At 61.2% G+C, this 15,758-nt stretch carries 15 protein-coding genes; 5 read left to right on the forward strand and 10 right to left on the reverse strand.

Translation table 11 applies throughout. From position 1 onward, the window contains the following. Positions 1–4 precede the first annotated feature (4 nt). From Q8M73_02690 to Q8M73_02700, 3 genes are read left to right on the forward strand one after another with little or no spacing between them, the layout of a single operon-like run. Positions 5–961, forward strand: a complete 957-nt coding sequence (locus Q8M73_02690; GenBank protein ID MDP2287458.1) for a glycosyltransferase — start codon at positions 5–7, stop codon at positions 959–961. Between the two features lie 42 nt (positions 962–1,003). After that, positions 1,004–2,860: an ABC transporter ATP-binding protein gene (locus tag Q8M73_02695; protein ID MDP2287459.1), complete on the forward strand. Its 1,857-nt coding sequence runs from the start codon at positions 1,004–1,006 to the stop codon at positions 2,858–2,860. A gap of 27 nt (positions 2,861–2,887) precedes the next feature. Beyond that, positions 2,888–3,772, forward strand: coding sequence for a glycosyltransferase family A protein (locus Q8M73_02700; protein ID MDP2287460.1), 885 nt, complete (start codon positions 2,888–2,890; stop codon positions 3,770–3,772). Positions 3,773–3,782: 10 nt separating this feature from the next. Here the strand turns inward: Q8M73_02700 and Q8M73_02705 are convergent, their stop codons facing one another. From Q8M73_02705 to Q8M73_02720, 4 genes are all read right to left on the reverse strand, one after another. Then, positions 3,783–4,592, reverse strand: coding sequence for a glycosyltransferase (locus Q8M73_02705; GenBank protein ID MDP2287461.1), 810 nt, complete (start codon positions 4,590–4,592; stop codon positions 3,783–3,785). Then, entirely contained in the window at positions 4,589–5,716 is a 1,128-nt protein-coding gene (gene rffA, locus Q8M73_02710) for a dTDP-4-amino-4,6-dideoxygalactose transaminase (protein ID MDP2287462.1), read from the reverse strand. The genes Q8M73_02705 and rffA overlap by 4 nt, the downstream gene beginning before the upstream one ends. Before the next feature lie 79 nt (positions 5,717–5,795). Further along, positions 5,796–6,713 carry an alpha-1,2-fucosyltransferase gene (locus Q8M73_02715; GenBank protein MDP2287463.1) on the reverse strand — a complete coding sequence of 306 codons (918 nt, stop codon included), beginning with the start codon at positions 6,711–6,713 and terminating at the stop codon, positions 5,796–5,798. Further along, entirely contained in the window at positions 6,697–7,530 is an 834-nt protein-coding gene (locus Q8M73_02720; GenBank protein MDP2287464.1) for a hypothetical protein, read from the reverse strand. The genes Q8M73_02715 and Q8M73_02720 overlap by 17 nt, the downstream gene beginning before the upstream one ends. Positions 7,531–7,625: 95 nt before the next feature. Here Q8M73_02720 and Q8M73_02725 point away from each other — a divergent pair, with 95 nt between their 5' ends. Then, positions 7,626–8,399 (forward strand): FkbM family methyltransferase, encoded by a 774-nt coding sequence (locus tag Q8M73_02725; GenBank protein ID MDP2287465.1) that lies wholly within the window; start codon positions 7,626–7,628, stop codon positions 8,397–8,399. On the opposite strand, the gene Q8M73_02730 is transcribed toward Q8M73_02725, so the two are convergent. Genes Q8M73_02730 through Q8M73_02750 form a run of 5 tightly spaced genes read right to left on the reverse strand, consistent with a single transcriptional unit; the run spans position 8,396 to position 13,308 of the window. Next, on the reverse strand, positions 8,396–10,180 hold the full coding sequence (locus Q8M73_02730) for a nucleoside-diphosphate sugar epimerase/dehydratase (protein ID MDP2287466.1): 1,785 nt from the start codon (positions 10,178–10,180) through the stop codon (positions 8,396–8,398). The two genes, Q8M73_02725 and Q8M73_02730, sit on opposite strands and share 4 nt — an antisense overlap. Positions 10,181–10,224: 44 nt before the next feature. Next, positions 10,225–10,893: an acetyltransferase gene (locus Q8M73_02735; GenBank protein ID MDP2287467.1), complete on the reverse strand. Its 669-nt coding sequence runs from the start codon at positions 10,891–10,893 to the stop codon at positions 10,225–10,227. A 19-nt stretch (positions 10,894–10,912) separates the two neighbouring features. Next, positions 10,913–11,533, reverse strand: a complete 621-nt coding sequence (locus Q8M73_02740; GenBank protein ID MDP2287468.1) for a hypothetical protein — start codon at positions 11,531–11,533, stop codon at positions 10,913–10,915. Positions 11,534–11,560: 27 nt separating this feature from the next. Next, on the reverse strand, positions 11,561–12,181 hold the full coding sequence (locus Q8M73_02745) for a sugar transferase (protein MDP2287469.1): 621 nt from the start codon (positions 12,179–12,181) through the stop codon (positions 11,561–11,563). Next, positions 12,178–13,308 carry an aminotransferase class I/II-fold pyridoxal phosphate-dependent enzyme gene (locus tag Q8M73_02750; GenBank protein ID MDP2287470.1) on the reverse strand — a complete coding sequence of 377 codons (1,131 nt, stop codon included), beginning with the start codon at positions 13,306–13,308 and terminating at the stop codon, positions 12,178–12,180. Before Q8M73_02750 ends, Q8M73_02745 begins: the two co-directional genes overlap by 4 nt. 107 nt (positions 13,309–13,415) lie before the next feature. Between Q8M73_02750 and Q8M73_02755 the strand changes: the two genes are divergently transcribed. Then, positions 13,416–14,528, forward strand: coding sequence for a glycosyltransferase family 4 protein (locus Q8M73_02755; protein MDP2287471.1), 1,113 nt, complete (start codon positions 13,416–13,418; stop codon positions 14,526–14,528). Here Q8M73_02755 and Q8M73_02760 read toward each other — a convergent pair. After that, positions 14,507–15,742 carry a glycosyltransferase gene (locus Q8M73_02760; protein ID MDP2287472.1) on the reverse strand — a complete coding sequence of 412 codons (1,236 nt, stop codon included), beginning with the start codon at positions 15,740–15,742 and terminating at the stop codon, positions 14,507–14,509. The two genes, Q8M73_02755 and Q8M73_02760, sit on opposite strands and share 22 nt — an antisense overlap. Between the last annotated feature and the right edge of the window lie 16 nt (positions 15,743–15,758).

Below are 15,758 nucleotides of genomic sequence, written 5' to 3' on the forward strand. Positions count from 1 at the left end.
AGCGATGGTCGGCGACGGGCCTGGGGTCTCTGTGGTGCTGCCGGTCTATAACGGCGCTGAGCACCTGCGCGAATCGATCAACTCGATCCTCCACCAAACGCTTACCGACTACGAGTTGGTGATCGTTGATGACTGCTCAAGCGATGACAGTCTGGCGATCGCGCAGGGCTATGAGGATTCCAGAATCCGCATCCTGGCTCTGGATCACAATGTCGGCCTGGCGGCGGCACTCAATGCAGGTATCGAGTACGCGCTCGCCCCGATCATCGCCCGTCAGGACCAAGATGATGTTTCTGATCCACGCCGACTGGAACGCCAGTTGGCGCTCTTGGAGCGCGAGCCACGCACTGTGCTGATCGGCAGCTTCGCGGCGATCATCACCATGAATGAGCAGGGCGCATGGCAGGTCACCGGAAGTCACAAGCACCCAGTGAGCGACGAGGAATTGCGGCTGCGCCTGCTGTGGAACAACCCTTTCGTCCACAGCTCAGTTGTGTTTCGCCGCGAGGCTTTCATTCGTGCCGGCGGATACGGCACCGATCCTGAACTCAGTTGGCCAGAGGACTACGACTTGTGGTCGCGAATGTCGGCGCACGGCGACCTTGCGAACGTTCCAGAGGAGCTGTTGACCTATCGGCAGACTGCTGGCGGGATGTCGCAGGCGCATCGTGATCGCATTCGCGATGGCGTGATCCGCATTGCCGCAGCGAATCTTGCCTCGGCGAGCGGAGTCGCCATGACCGATCCTCGTCTGCTCGGGCTTGCAAAGGTGCTGAACAGCGTGCCAACGAAAACTGCCTCACCCGCGCTGGCATGGGAGCGCGTGGGAATCTTTCTGCGTGCCTGCAATGCGGTGGCGCCGCACAAGAGCCCCCATCTGCTCGCAGTGCGGGCACGTTGGGCCAGCAAGATCATGCTCCGATCCCTTGATCCAAGGTGGGGTAGCCTCGATGCAGCCTGAAATCGCCTGTTCGCGACGGCGCAACCCTGAGGATGTGAGTCGTTGAGTCAGTGGTCATCAGTTTCTGACAGCTTGGCGCTGCTGACAAAGCCTGATCGCCGCAAGCTCGGCATCGTCACGCTCATCCAGATGCTGTCGTCTCTGCTTGACGCCGCAGGCGTGGCGCTGTTCGGCATCGTCGCTGCAATGGCGACTTCATCTGTCTCAGGAACACCGTTGCCAAGCATGGTGACCGGAGTGCTCGGCGCGACCGACGCCAGCGCAGACGAACTCATGACCAGGGCGATTCAGCTCGCTGTCATCGCTGGCGTCCTGCTCATCGCGAAAAGCGTGGTCAATGTCATCCTGACCCGGCGCGTTCTTCGCTTTCTTGCATATCGCCAGGCAGTCGTGTCGGGCCAGCTCGCAGCAACACTGCTCGCTCGACCGTTGATTCAGGTGCAGCGCCGTCAGAGTCAGGAGACTGCCTTTGCTCTGACCACTGGCGTGAATGCGGCGATGTTGGGTGTACTTGGCCAGGCAGTCACCGTCTGTGCTGAACTGAGCCTGCTTGCTGTGTTGGCCCTTGGCCTGCTGGCACTTGATCCCGTAGTCGCGATATTTGCCGTGGCCTTCTTTGCAGGCATCGCGCTGATCTTGCAGCGCATCATGTCCAGCAGGGCACATCGACTCGGGCAGACGAACTCCGCAGCCGAAGTCGCGAGTACGGCACTTGTGCAGGAGTCAGTTTCGACGTACCGCGAAGTACTCGTCTCGAATCGTCGGCACGTATATGTCGACCGCTTCCAGGCACTTCGGTGGACCGCGGCTCAAGTGCAAGCAGATCTCAACTTGATGTCGCTGGTTCCCAAGTATGTGTTCGAGGTGGCGCTGATCGTTGGCGCTGGCTTGTTGGCCTGGTCTCAGTTCCTGATGAAGGACGCATCGGCAGCCATGGGCACCATCGCGATCTTCCTGGCCGCGGGGTCTCGCGTGGTGCCCTCCATGCTTCGACTGCAGGGCGCAACCCTGGGCATCCGCGTCACCAGTGGCATGGCGCGCCCGACAATTGAGTTGGCGAATGAACTTGCCGAGACCTCGAACTTGCAGGCAAGCCTCGACGCAGACGAGGCGGTCAGCGTCGATGAGCTGTCCCGAAGGATCAATGAGGGCTACCCGGATTTCCAAGCCACGATCCACGTCAAGGACGTCACCTTCACCTATGAAACCGGTGCTGAGCCTTCCCTGCGCGAAGTCAGCCTTGAGGTCGTTCCGGGATCCTCTGTTGCCCTTGTTGGCCCTACGGGGGCAGGCAAATCAACACTGGCCGATGCAATTCTCGGTGTCGTACAGCCAGTGATCGGAACGGTCCTGATCGGAGGGCTGCCTCCCTTGGAGGCTGTGACGCGCTGGCCTGGCGCTCTTGCCTATGTGCCGCAGACGGTGGCCATTGCCACCGGAACAATTCGCGAGAATGTGGCGCTTGGATTGCCGCTGCATGCGATCGATGACGATCGAGTCTGGGAAGCGTTGAAATCAGCTCGGCTCGATGCCTTCTTGAAGGATTCTCGTGAAGGTCTGGACACCGTCGTTGGCGAATCGGGTGTGCGGCTCAGCGGCGGTCAGCGTCAACGCCTGGGGATTGCGCGTGCCCTGTACACCCGACCTCGATTGATGGTGCTGGACGAAGCAACAAGTGCCCTCGATGCCGAAACTGAGCGCGCAATTGTCGACACCTTGCAGGAGCTCGAAGGCGAGGTCACGATCGTGACGGTGGCCCACCGACTTGCAACTGTGCGGCACTGTGATCTCGTCGTCTATCTGGAGTCGGGATCTGTCGTCGCGCGAGGCAGCTTTGATGAAGTCATCGCGGCCGTGCCGAATTTCGCTCAGCAGGCACACCTGCTCGGACTCTCGTAAATCGTCTGTGATGCGAGCCGACTGCTGATGGACTCACTCGTCATTGCGATTTGCACCCGTGCTCGACCGGAGAGTCTGGGCAGGCTTCTTGACTGTCTGGCTGCACAGAGTTGGCCGCCGGCAGTCAGCGTCCTGGTGGTCGATAACGATTTCGCGCATTCTGCACGAGCAGTCGTTGATGCAGTTGCCGGTGCATTCCCTGTCGAATTGGACTACGTCACTCAAGACATCCCAGGTCACGCCACGGTGCGCAATACGGCACTTGATCGCGTGAGTGCCAATACCGCGGTCTGCTTCGTTGATGACGATGCAATGCTGCCGCCAGGTTGGGTGGCGTCGATGCGTGACGAGCAATTCCGGCAACCGACAGCAGTCATTCGATCCAGATACCTGCACGTCGCGCAGTTGCCGACCGCGAGTGAGGCATTGACGAAACTGGTCGACAGTGTGCGCATTTCTGACCTGCTCCCGGCCGGCACCAGTGGTCTCCTTCTGCCGGCTTCGGCCGTGGAGGAGTTTCGCTTCGATCCTTACTTCGACCGCTCCGGCGCGGAGGATATGGATCTGCTCGCACGCCTGGCGGCGCGAGGCTATGTCCAGGTGCTCGCGGATGCCGTGGTCATCGAAGAAGACCGGGTGCAGGTCCTGACGCAGGCGCAGCAGCGAGAGCTCGCCCGTTGGAATGGCCGACTGGCAACCATTGCAATGTCCCGTCGAGGCACGAGCACTCTCGGATTTCGTCTGAAGGCACTACTGGAGTCGGCCTCGGCGTCTGCACACGCTGTAGTGCGCTTTGTCCTGCGACGACCTCAAGCCGGTAGCGCCTATCGCAACCTTGCTGTCAGCCGTTGGGCAATGGTGTCTGCGCCCCTTCGGCCCCCGGCGAGCCTTCCGGCCCGGCCAGTCCCGTAACCGGAACGGTCTAGGTCGGTCGACGGATGCTGCGCACGATCTGCGGTGCCGACCAGGCGATCTGTCGTAGTTGCGCCATGATCACTGACTCTCGCCGACTGTGAGCAAGCGCGCGGCGGGACTTGCCAACAAGTGCTCGCGTGGCACGGGGGATCGCGCGGGCCTGCGACATCTGCTGCGCGTGCACGCGATAGCGCAGCAGCGGCTCTGACACATTGTCGAGTTCACCCACGGCGGCCAACCGCAGCCAGAGTTCGTAGTCCTCGGCATTGCTTGCGCCAACGTCATAGCCGCCCACCTCGAGCACTGCGGCTCGTCTGAACATGACACTGGGATGGATCAGCATGCTCCGCCAACGCAGTCCCTTGAGCACCCCTGGTCCGCTGGGAATCTCGCGCAGACCGATCTCGTTTCCGTGCTCATCGATCTCCGTCGCTGCGCTTCCCACGGCAAGGACCTTGGGGTGCTCCTGCAGGAAGGCCACCTGCTCGGCAAGGCGTGTCGGCTCTGGAACGTCATCGTGGTCCTGGCGAGCAACGTAATCAGCAGTGCAGGATTTCAGGCCGGCATTGAGCAGGTCCTGCAGCTTGGCGTCCTGGGTCATCGGCACGATGACGGCATTGGGGACACGGTCAAGAATCAATCGGGTCAGTTCGCTCGGATCGCCGTGGACCACGGCTACCAAGCGCCAGTTGTGATGAGTCTGAACGAGAAGTCCATCGAGTGTTTCGCCCAACCAGGGAGCGGGTGCCCTTGTCGGCAGCAGCACATCGACCCAAGCATCGCTCGCTGCTTCGGAGATCAGGGAATCCTCAGTCATGATGGCTTGAACGCAGTCGCCGCATCAATGACGATGGTCTGATCAACCTCGCTGAGGTCATAGAACAGCGGCAGGCGCACAAGAGTCTGGGAGGCTTGGCTCGCGACGAGACAGGCATGATCTTCTTGCAAGCTCAATCCGACTGGCGATTCGTGCAGCGCCTGGTAGTGGAAGACAGTCTGGACGCCTCGTTCACGCATGTGATGGATGAAAGCATCACGTCGTTCCAAGGATTCCAAACGCAGATGAAACATGTGTGCAGTGTGTGCGGACTCCACAGGAATGGTGGGCAGCAACACATTTGCTCGACTGGCCCAGTTGGCAAGTCCGTCTTGGTATCGGTTCCACAACAGCAGGCGACGTTCCTGAATCTCGTCGAAACCCTCGAGTTGGGCGGCGAGAATTGCGGCCAGCATGTCGGACATCACCCAACTGGATCCATTGTCGACCCAGGTGTACTTGTCCACCTGGCCGCGCAGGAAGCGTGCGCGGTTGGTGCCCTTCTCGCGCAGGATCTCAGCTCTTTCCACGAGTGCAGGGTCGTTGATGACAAGCGCGCCACCCTCACCACACGTGATGTTCTTGGTCTCATGGAAGCTGAGCGTTGACATTGCCCCGAAGGTGCCAAGCCGCTGGCCATCGAAGGTTCCGCCCAGACCGTGTGCGTTGTCTTCGATGAGCGAGATGCCATGGCGTTGCGCCAGTTCAGCGAACTCTCGAGGATCAGCCCCGACTCCCGCGTAGTGAACGACGCAGATCGCCTTGGTGCGAGGTGTGATCAGACGCGCAACATCTGCCGGGTCGATGTTGAGGGTGTCGGCGCGACTGTCGGCGAACACCGGTCGCGTGCCATTCCACATGAAGGCGCTCGCGCTTGAGACGAATGTGTAGGAAGGCACGATCACCTCGTCGCCAGGCTGGAGATTGAGCAGGCGCGCGCTCATTTCCAGAGCGTGGGTGCAACTGGTGGTCAGCAGTACGGCCGCACCATCGTGCAGTTCCGAGAGCGCGGACTCCGCCCTGCGGGTGAACTCGCCATTGCCAGAGATCGACCCATTGGTGATGGCCTGTTCCATGTACAGGCGTTCATTGCCATGGAACGAGGGACGGTTGAACGGAATCACGTGCTCTCCGATGCACTTCGGTGAAGCCTCACAGCATAGGCAGATCCGAGTAGCCCGCCGTCAACGATCAGGAGCCTGCTCATGCCTCGCCGAAGCCTGCATCGACTGTCAGCCACTGGGGTGGCCGAAGATCGCGCTCGTCCATGGCTCCCTCATTCAGCCACGGCCGTGGGCACACGACCGTTGAGTTCTGCGGATCTGCCAGCCATCCGCCCCACCAGCTGAATGAGCTGTTGGCTGTGATGATCGCTGACGCCTGTGAAATGAGCCCGATGCTTTCCATTGCGTGCACGTGGGGGCTCGGCTCGATGAGCACCGCGTCGGAGGCAAGCTCGCCGAGCATGGCCTTGGCAGATTGAGGGTCGTCGGAGAACAGCACGAGCGGCCCGGATACCCCCTTGCTGTTGAGCAGCGCCAGCGCCCGCTCGTAGTACGCGCGACCCAGGAGTCCGTGGAATGCGGAATTGCGCGCGAGCAGGTAGTCGCCCCGGCGAACATGCAGTGCGATCCACGGTCCAAGTGAGTTCAGCCGTGCGGCTGTCTCGTCCTGCCAAGCCGAGTGCGGAATGTGATCGAGGAGGTCCCGACGCAGTTCGTTGTCGATCTCGGCGAAATATCGCCACGATTGAAAGTAGCCCGACAGGATCGCGCCTATTGAGACTTGGCCAATGCTCGGGTCGAAGGCGAAGCCCCGTTGCTGAAAGACTCTTCGCTTGGCAAGTGAAGGAATTCTGCGTCGCAGCGCTGAGACAAGGCGGCCTTCTGGTGCTGCTCCGGAGTCGATGAGCTGACTCGGCTCGACCAGCCAATCAAGTGCAAACTCGCGGGCAGTGTCCTGTTCACCAATGTGTCCAAGTGGCGATCGATCCAGAAACAGCGGACAGCCCAGCCGCGCGGCTACTCCACGACCGGCTGCGTACTGAAACAGCTGATTGCCCAATCCGCCGACCAGCCGGGACGTGATGCCCATGGTCGTGGGATCAGCGGGTGCGCGCACTGCCCTTGTCCACCGCGACGATTCGCGGCTGGAGATCAGCGAGATTGGCGAAGCCAAGGGCGTAGCAGTATTCGCTGCTGAGCAGTGCTGTGTCGTGATGAGAGGCGTACCAGTTGAGGTGGCTTTCATCGTGCCAAATCGCCATCGTGCCCTCGTCGGTGTCAGCATCTGTGTGCTCGGCCAGCTTATGGACCATCGCTTGAAATGGCTCACGAAGGCCCATCCATGTACCGCCGCACACATACGTCTTGCGACGCTCTCTTGGCACATAGGCACGTGAGATCTCGCGAGACTCCCAGCTGCCTACCCCGCCTGAGTGCAATTTCAACGTCGCGTCGCGCGCGGCCATGCGCGGGTGCTTTGCGTACAGGGGCAGTCGCTGCGGCCAGCGCGGCCGTCGGTACCCGGGATGCCGGACAAGGGCAATGCCATTGGGCCAATCCTGCGGCCTGAGTTCTGGTCCGACTTCTCCCACCACCTGCATGTCGGCGTCCAGATGCATGAGCAGATCCTGTTGCAGGGCGTCCTGATGCTGGTCGAAGAGTGAATAGCGGAGCAAGGTGGCGCCGGGCCACCCCAAGGCATCGATAGGTATGGGGTTCACGGTGATCCGCTGGAAATCTCCGGACATCTCCTTTGCCTCACCGGCACGGTCGGTGAAGACATGCATGACGACGTCGTGTTCGGTGAACAGGTGTTGGTCGGCGCTGAGCGCCATTTCGCGCCAGTATTCCAGGTAGCGGTTCGTCGCGACTGTGACGACGCCGACTGATCTGATCTGGCAGGCCCTGCTCTCCAAATTGGGCCGCCCACTCACAACGGACAGTGTTGCATGGGGGCAGGGCCCGGCAATCTCGCGACGGCGCCAACTCCGCAATAGTCTGACCATTCGATCGACAATCTGGAGGAGCGATGGTCACGTTCACGCGCATACAGCGAGGACTGCGTGTGCGCGCTGCGCGCTGGCTCCAGCCGGCGCCGCCGCCATCGCCCGCTGAGACTGCCTATTACCCTCAGCAGCCCAGTTGCCAGATACCAGAACTCTGGTTCATCCTCGAGCGACTGCTTGGTCGTCGGGAGACCGGCTATTTCGTCGAGGTCGGTGCCTATGACGGGGTCTTCGTCAGCAACACCTGGGGTCTGGCAGTTCGAGGATGGCAGGGGCTGATGCTTGAGCCAGTCCCAGCGATGGCCGCGCAATGCCGTGCCAACCATGGGGGACATCCCCGTGTGCAAGTGGTCGAGCGAGCCATCGGCCTTGCTGGAGTGGACGAAGTCCGATTGCACATCGCCGGCACGTTGACCACTGCCAATGCCGAGGCTCTGCACGAGTACGAGGATCTCGACTGGGCCCAAGGCTCACTGACGACCGAGCAGATCGTCGTGCCCTGCAGCACTTTGGACGAGGTCCTCGTGGAATTCGATGTTCCCGTGGGCTTTGACGTATTGGTTGTCGACGTCGAAGGATTTGAGACTGAGGTCTTCTCCGGTGTGGATCTTGACGCGTGGAAGCCAAAGCTACTGATCGTGGAACTGGCTGACATGCACCCGGACCTGTCACTTACCGCGGCAAAGGACGCTCAACTGGGCGAGATGTTTCTCGCGAAGGGCTATCGCATCGTGTTCAAGGATCACGTCAACACGGTTCTGGTGCGTGAAGAGATCTGGCGTCAGCTCTTCAGCTAGCCATCACTGGCGTCAGTGGCCAGCTCTTTGAGAATTGTGTAGGCATCGGAGGCCGCACTGATCTGGGCGATCGCAGCGAAGCTGGTTGCGGCCACTGTCGTATGCGAAATGAGGGGATGCAATGGTCGCTCGGCACTCTCGTGGGATGCAACGAGCACTTCGTCCAGCTTCTCGCCCGGACGCAAACCAGTGAATTTGATGCCGACATCGCGACCTGATCGATGGATCATCTGTCGCGCAACATCAGCGATGCGCACTGGTGTTCCCATATCCAAGATGAGTGTCTCGCCGTGCCCCCCGAGCACCGATGCCTGCAGGACCAAGTGAACTGCCTCGCTGACGGTCATGAAGTAGCGCGTGACACGTTCATCGGTGACCGTGACTGGGCCCCCGTGCTCAATCTGATAGCGGAAGGTCTCGATGACTGATCCGCGTGAGCCGAGCACATTTCCGAATCGGACAGAGACGTACTTCGTGTCCTGTTTGGCTGGCATGCCTGACGTGAGCCGTTCGGTTATGAGCTTGCTGTAGCCGAGCACGCTGGTCGGATCGGCCGCTTTGTCCGTGGAGATGTTGGCGAATACCTGCACGCCGGTAGCAACAGCTGCTGCCAGCACATTGCGCGTGCCGAGCACATTGGTCTGAATGGCCTCATGCGGGAAGCGTTCGAGCAGTGGCAGGTGCTTGAGAGCGGCGGCATGAAAGACCATTTCAGGTCGCACCTCCTGGAAGATCTCCAGCAGGCGCTGCTCGTCACGGATGTCGGCCAGGATCAGATCGGGCGAGGTGAGTGTGCCGCTGCCATCAAGAGTCAGTTGCAGAGCGTGCAGCCCGGATTCATCGCGATCCAGCAGCAGCAGTCGTCCGGGTGAGTAGCGCATTAACTGGCGAGCAAGCTCTGAACCGATCGATCCGCCGGCACCGGTGACCAGCACTCGGCGTCCGCGAATGAAGTCAGTGATCTGACCTTCATCGGTGCGGATCGGCCGTCTGCCCATGAGGTCTTCCTCAGTCACATCGGAGATATCGCCGAGCTTCACCGCGCCGCCGACAATCTCGGAGGCTGTCGGAATCACCTGCACTCGAACGCCGAGAGTGGTGCATCTACGGTCAAGTTCCTGAAGCCGAGGCGCAGTCACTTGCGCAATAGCAACGAGTACTACGTCAATGTCATGTGTTGCAACGATCTTCTCGAGATCATCAATGCTGCCAAGGGTGCGCAAGCCTGCTCTGCGCAGGTGCTGCTTGTTTGGGTCATCATCCAGGAAGCCGACTGGTTGAAACGCGCCGCCACGGTCAGCAAGCATCAAGGTGGCAATCTGAGATCCGGCATCGCCCGCGCCATAGATCAGCGTGCGAGAACCCTCGCGCCGCAAGGCCGTTTGCTGCCTTGCGCTTCGCCAGATGAACCGCGCTCCCAGCATGCTTGCGCCCGCGATACCGGTGGCCAGGATGAATGTTGAACGCGGAAATTCCGTCGCTGGCAGGATGAAGGCCAGTGCGCTACCGACAACACCAACAAAGATCGTGACGAGAGTGACGCCCAGTACTTCATCGAACGAGCCGACTACATAGCGACCGCGATAGAGATGGAAGATCGATCCCGTCACCACATGAAGAATTGCAGCGAGGGCGCCAGCAATCAGGCCGATGATGATCGCATTGCGCGGCGGCTCGAAGTCGTAGCGAAGCACCAGAGCGATTGGCACACCGATGATCCAGGAGAAGGCATCCCAACCAGCTTGCAGCAGACGATGCTGCAGCCACTTGCTACTTCTCACGGAACTCTCCTTGGCGATACCTGGCGCGCGTGCGGCGTGCGTGGCTACCCAAGATACGCATCCCCTCGTTCGCGCGACCGGACCACGCGCGCAGGAACTCCATATGCGACGACACCAGAAGGCAGATCGCGGTCCAGATAGCTGGATCCACCGACCACTGTGTCCTCTCCAATGGTGAGGCCATGCTTGAGCACTGCTCCGATTGAGATCGCCGAGCGGGCACCGACGATGACGCGGCCGCCGGTGACGGCACGAGGGGCAAGGGATGCAAAGTCGCCCAGACTGGACTCGTGCTCAAGTATCGATCCGGTGTTCAGCAGGGCGCCCACGCCAATGCGGGCCTGATTGGCCACGATCACGCCTTGCATGACTACGGCTCCTGGCGACAGCTGCGCGCTTGGCGCGATGACTGCCGACTTGTGGCACACGGCAGGCAGCTGATCAATCGAGACAATGGAAGACAGCCGCGTCCATACCGCTTCGCGCGTGGCGTTGTCACCAATGGCAATGATCACTGACCCACCCGACTCCAAGTGATCAGCGGGAAGGTCGGCCGTGACGGGCAGCCCAAGCAGAGTAGAGCCGAAGTCATCTGTGCTGGTGAAGCCACGCAATTCATAGCCTGCAGAGCGGACTGTCTCGGCGACGCTCACAGCGTGTCCGCCGGCACCGATGATCACGGCATGCATGGAGCCCATCTTCAGTCCTTCCATCCTCGCCAGAGGGTAGCCGCTAGCGGTATGCGACGAAGATGTCGTGCTCCACGGTCCAGTTCAGACCATTGGTATCAGCCCAGTGCACCAGAGAGGAGCGCGATGGATAGGCGCCGTCGAGCTCGTTGCGTTCGCCGAAGCCGCGGAAGTCGTCCACGAACACCGCAACCTGAGGCATCGTCGGCAGATGCTTGGCAATGTTGGTGAGTTCTTCGCGGATGGGCGTGACCTGCGGACCTGAATGCGTCACTCCACCGGAGGCGTGACCGTCCAACCAGAACGAGACCGGGCCACTGAGCTTGGCCAGGATGGCAGGGAGCAGCTGTTCGGACAGTCCTTCGCAGACCTCGACATTGGCCGCGTTCTTGAAGCGCTCGCGGGCGCGGGCGGCCAAGAAGGAGCTGGGCTCGATTGTGTAGACCTGCGATGCCTGACGGGCGAGCACATGCGTGGTGTCGCCCAGGTAGGTGCCGGTCTCCACCCAGGTCCCGTGCTCGTAGCCATAGCGGCGCAGCACATTGAGCTTGACATGTTGGGGTGCGGGAACGCCGAATCCGGAGATCGGCCAGAGTGCTCTGGACTTGACTCGGCCCACGCCTGCGCGCAGCGACAAAGGAAGGAAACGAGCTGCGGTGGTCATCGAACTAAGACTAACGAGGCAGCGCGATTACTCCTGCTCATTGCCTTGGAAGGGCGCCATAGTGGCCTGCCCTTCAGCAGAGGTGCCCTCGCGCCTCACGACCGCCCGCACAGTGCGCCACAGGATTGACAGATCAAGCTTGAGCGAGAGGTTGTCGACGTACCAGACGTCCATCGCCAGCCGTTCGGGCCAGTTCACCGCGTTGCGGCCGCTGACCTGGGCCAGTCCGGTGAGTCCGGGACGCACGTCATGCCTTCGGGCCTGTTCTTGTGAATAGCGGGGGAGGTATTCAGTGAGCAGCGGGCGTGGTCCCACCAGACTCATGTCCCCCTTGATGACCGAGTAGAGCTCGGGAAGTTCGTCAAGGCTGGTCGAGCGCAGGACGCGGCCGAATCCGGTCATGCGTTCGGCATCGTCCTGACTTGTGACGCTGTGGGAAGTGGCAGGCAGCATGGTGCGGAATTTCGCCAAGGTGAAGCTGCGCCCGCCCTTGCCTGGTCGTTCCTGCCTGAACAGCACTGGACGGCCCAGCTTCAGGCGCACGAGCAAGCCCGTGATGGCCAGAAGGGGGAGGGTCAGCACGAACAGGATGAGCCCGGCGATCAGGTCAAAGAGGCGTTTGCCGAATGCTGAGTACCAGCCTTTCATGGGTGCAGCACTCCGATGATGCTTTCGCAGACGAGCTCGATGTCGGCCTGGGTCACATTGGGCCCACTTGGCAGGCACAGGCCATCAGCGAAGATCCGATCTGCCGCACCAGTGAGATGTGACTCCGCAGCTGCGAAGACTGGCTGCTGGTGCATCGGCTTCCACACCGGACGCGACTCGATGTTCAGGGTTTCCAGAGCCAATCGAATGGCCTCAGGAGCTCCCGGATGCAGTGCCGAGTCAAATCGAATATTGGTCAGCCAGGCGTTTCCTGGGCCCCAAGGTGGATCCATGACCACTGCAACGCCATCGATACCGCCAAGGGAGAGGGCGTACTGCGCGCGGTTGGCAACGCGGCGTGTGATCATTTCGTCCAGGCGGGAGAGCTGACCGCGACCAAGGGCGGCAAGCACGTTGCTGAGTCGGTAGTTGTAGCCAATCTCCTTGTGCTCATACCAAGGCAGCGGCTCGCGCGCCTGAGTGGACAAGTAGCGCACCCTGCTCGCCAGTGCAGGGTCGTCCGTCACGAACATTCCGCCACCACTGGTGGTCATCACCTTGTTGCCGTTGAAGGAGAAGATCCCCGCCCTTCCGAACGCACCGGCATGGACGCCATTGCACGATGAGCCCAGGGCTTCGGCTGCATCTTCAAGAATGGGTACCTCAAACTTTGCCGCGATCTGGGTGATGGCGGCGTAATCGCATGTGCGCCCAAACAGATCCACGGTGATGATTGCCGCCGGCAGATTCCCAGAAGCTGCCCGCGCACTCAGGACTTCATCCAGCAGTTGCGGATCCAGATTCCAGCTCTGCTCCTCGGAGTCCAGGAAGACCGGACGTGCGCCGGCGTGATGCACCGCGAATGCCGTGGCGGCGAAGGTAAGGGTCGGCACGATGACGTCATCACCGGGGTTGACACCGAGGGCCAGCAGGCCCAGATGAAGTGCTGCTGTCCCTGAAGACAGGGCGACGGCGTGGCCGATGTTTGCGAAGGCACACATCTCCGCCTCAAAGGCGTCAACATCTGGGCCCAGCGGAGCGACCCAGCCGCTGCGCAGGGCAGCGGTGACGTACTCGATCTCAGTCTCGGTGACCTGCGGCGATGAGAGGTAGATGCGCTCACGCATGCTGCTCATGTCATCCCTCGCGTCGTGCGCCGCGGTCCGACGCAGGCACAAGACTACGCGGTGCGTAGCGTGAGGAAGGGCTCCCGCAAGCGCACTAGTGTCGCTCTATGGCTGCGCGTGTGATCGTCTTTGGCCTCACTGTTCCGATGAGTCTGACTCTCCAGGGCAATCGTTTCGCCATGCTCGCAGACGCAGGCTGTGAGGTGCATGTGGTACTTGGTGAGCCGTTGGCGGAGAACTCCGTTGTGGACGCACGAGTTCAGGTGCACGTGATCGAGATGACCCGCTCGATCTCACCAGTATCCGACATCAAGAGCCTGCTGGCCTGGCGCAGATTCCTCAAAGGCCTTGGTCCAAGCCATGTGATTGGTGCAACACCGAAGGCCGCTTTCCTTTCGATGCTTGCAGCCCGAGGCGCCAAGGTTCCGAATCGGATCATGGAGGTGTGGGGTGGCAGGTGGGATGGCTTCCAGGGAAGCCGTGCTTGGCTCCTGCGAATCACCGACAAGATGGCGATGGCGGCTGCCACGGAGGTCATCGCGGTATCGGATTCTCTTGCGGATCTGGTTGTGAGTGCCGGACTGAGCAAGCACCGGCCCATCGTGCTTGGCTATGGCGCAACTCAGGGAGTGGATCTGCATCGCTTTCATGTCGCTGAAGTTCCCGCAGAGTCCAGTGTTGGTTTTCTTGGGCGCATCGCAGCGGATAAGGGCATTGAGGATCTGCGTGCCGTCATGGCTCTTGTGCACCAGCGCCTGCCGGAAGTGCAGCTTCGCATCGCTGGGGATTTTGACAGCGCTGATCCGATCGATGTGCACACTCGAGAGTGGCTGGAGACTGACCCGCGCGTGACGCTGATCGGTCACGTCGCGGATGTTCCGCAGTTCCTGCGCAGCCTCAGTGTGCTGTGCTTTCCGAGTCGGCGTGAAGGCTTGCCAAACGCCGTGATTGAAGCCTCGGCATCAGAAGTGCCAGTCGTTGGCTGGGACGTCACGGGTACTCGCGATGCGATCATCGACGGGCAAACCGGGTCACTGGTGCCACTTGGCGACATCGCTCAGCTGGCCGATCGCATCTGTGCACTGATGAGTGATCCGCAATTTCGGGCCGAGCAGGGTCGTGCCGCGCGTGCCTTGATGGCCCAGCGATTTGAAGCTGGCCTCGTGCAGGCAGCATTCGTCCAGCATCTACTCGGTGATCAAGGCGTAAGTGCGGCGTAGGCGTCTAGCAACTGCGGAACCACAACATCTGCAGACCAGCTGCGCTGCGCCCGTGCGGCTGCTTCGTTGCCCATGGCTCCACCGTGTTGGCGATCGTTCAAGCAGGCGACGATGCCGGCAGCCAGGTCGGCGACGTCGAATGGCTGGGCCAGGTAGCCAGTGCGGTTGTGGGCCACGATGTCCGGAAGGCCGCCGATAGCGAAAGCGGCAACTGCGCGGCCCATCGTCTGGGCCTCCATCGCAGAAAGCGGCATGTTGTCCTCTCTGCTGGGCACAACTGTCATGTCGGTGGCGGCGTAATAGTCAGCCAGGCGCACGTCGTTATCGACAGAACCGACCCAATGCAGGGGAACTCCAGAGGGCGATTGATGGTCCGGACTTGCTGGTCCAAGCACCACGACTTGGAGTTCAGGGAATTCAGCGCGGACTGCCGGCAGCGCGGACTCAAGGAGATCCCAGCCCTTGCGGGCATCGGATATCCCACCTGAGCTGATGAACAGGATCAGGGGCACGTCTGCTGGGAGTTGCAGGCGAGCGCGGGCGGCGGCCTGATCGGCATTCGGCTTGAACGCGCTTCCAAGTACATGTGGGACGTGTATCACCGGAGCTTGGTGCAGTAGCGCGCTGCGGTGCAGGCAGTCCGCCATCCAAGAACTGGCAGCAGCAAATGTGATCGGTCGTCGCCAATCACGGCGCTTGCGCTCCCATGCCCTGCGGTCCAAATCCAAGCCGCTGTCATCTGTTGGCCGATTGGCCCTCGTGTAGCCCTGAACCCAGCGCGCGTTCGGCGCAGTGCTCCCGTAGTGCTCGGTGCCCGAAAAGGGCCACATGTCGACAAGCGACCAGACGATGGGCTTGGTGATGAGCCCGATCTGGCGAATCGAGAGCAGCCCATCGGTCACCCAGTGCAGGTGCACGATGTCGGCGTCGCTGGCGTTGATCGCCCGGGCGCTGATCGAACTGAAGTACGCAGGTGACCGCCAAGACTGGGCGGGTGAGCGCTGCAGGCGCCACAGACGTTGATCCAGGCTGCTGCTGATGCGAAATCTCAATGGGTGCACAGGAGTCTCGCCCGGCGCATTGTGCTGATTGCGACCCACCCAGAGTCGAGAGTCAACTCCGCGATCAATCATCGACGAATGCAGCGCGAAGGCCGCTCTGCCCGCCCCGCCATTCGCGTCATACGTGCTTAGATGGAGGACGCTGGGCGACATTGGGCCAAGGTACCCC

It is taken from the genome of Actinomycetota bacterium (assembly GCA_030684515.1).
Classification (GTDB): Bacteria; Actinomycetota; Actinomycetes; order S36-B12; family S36-B12; genus UBA11398.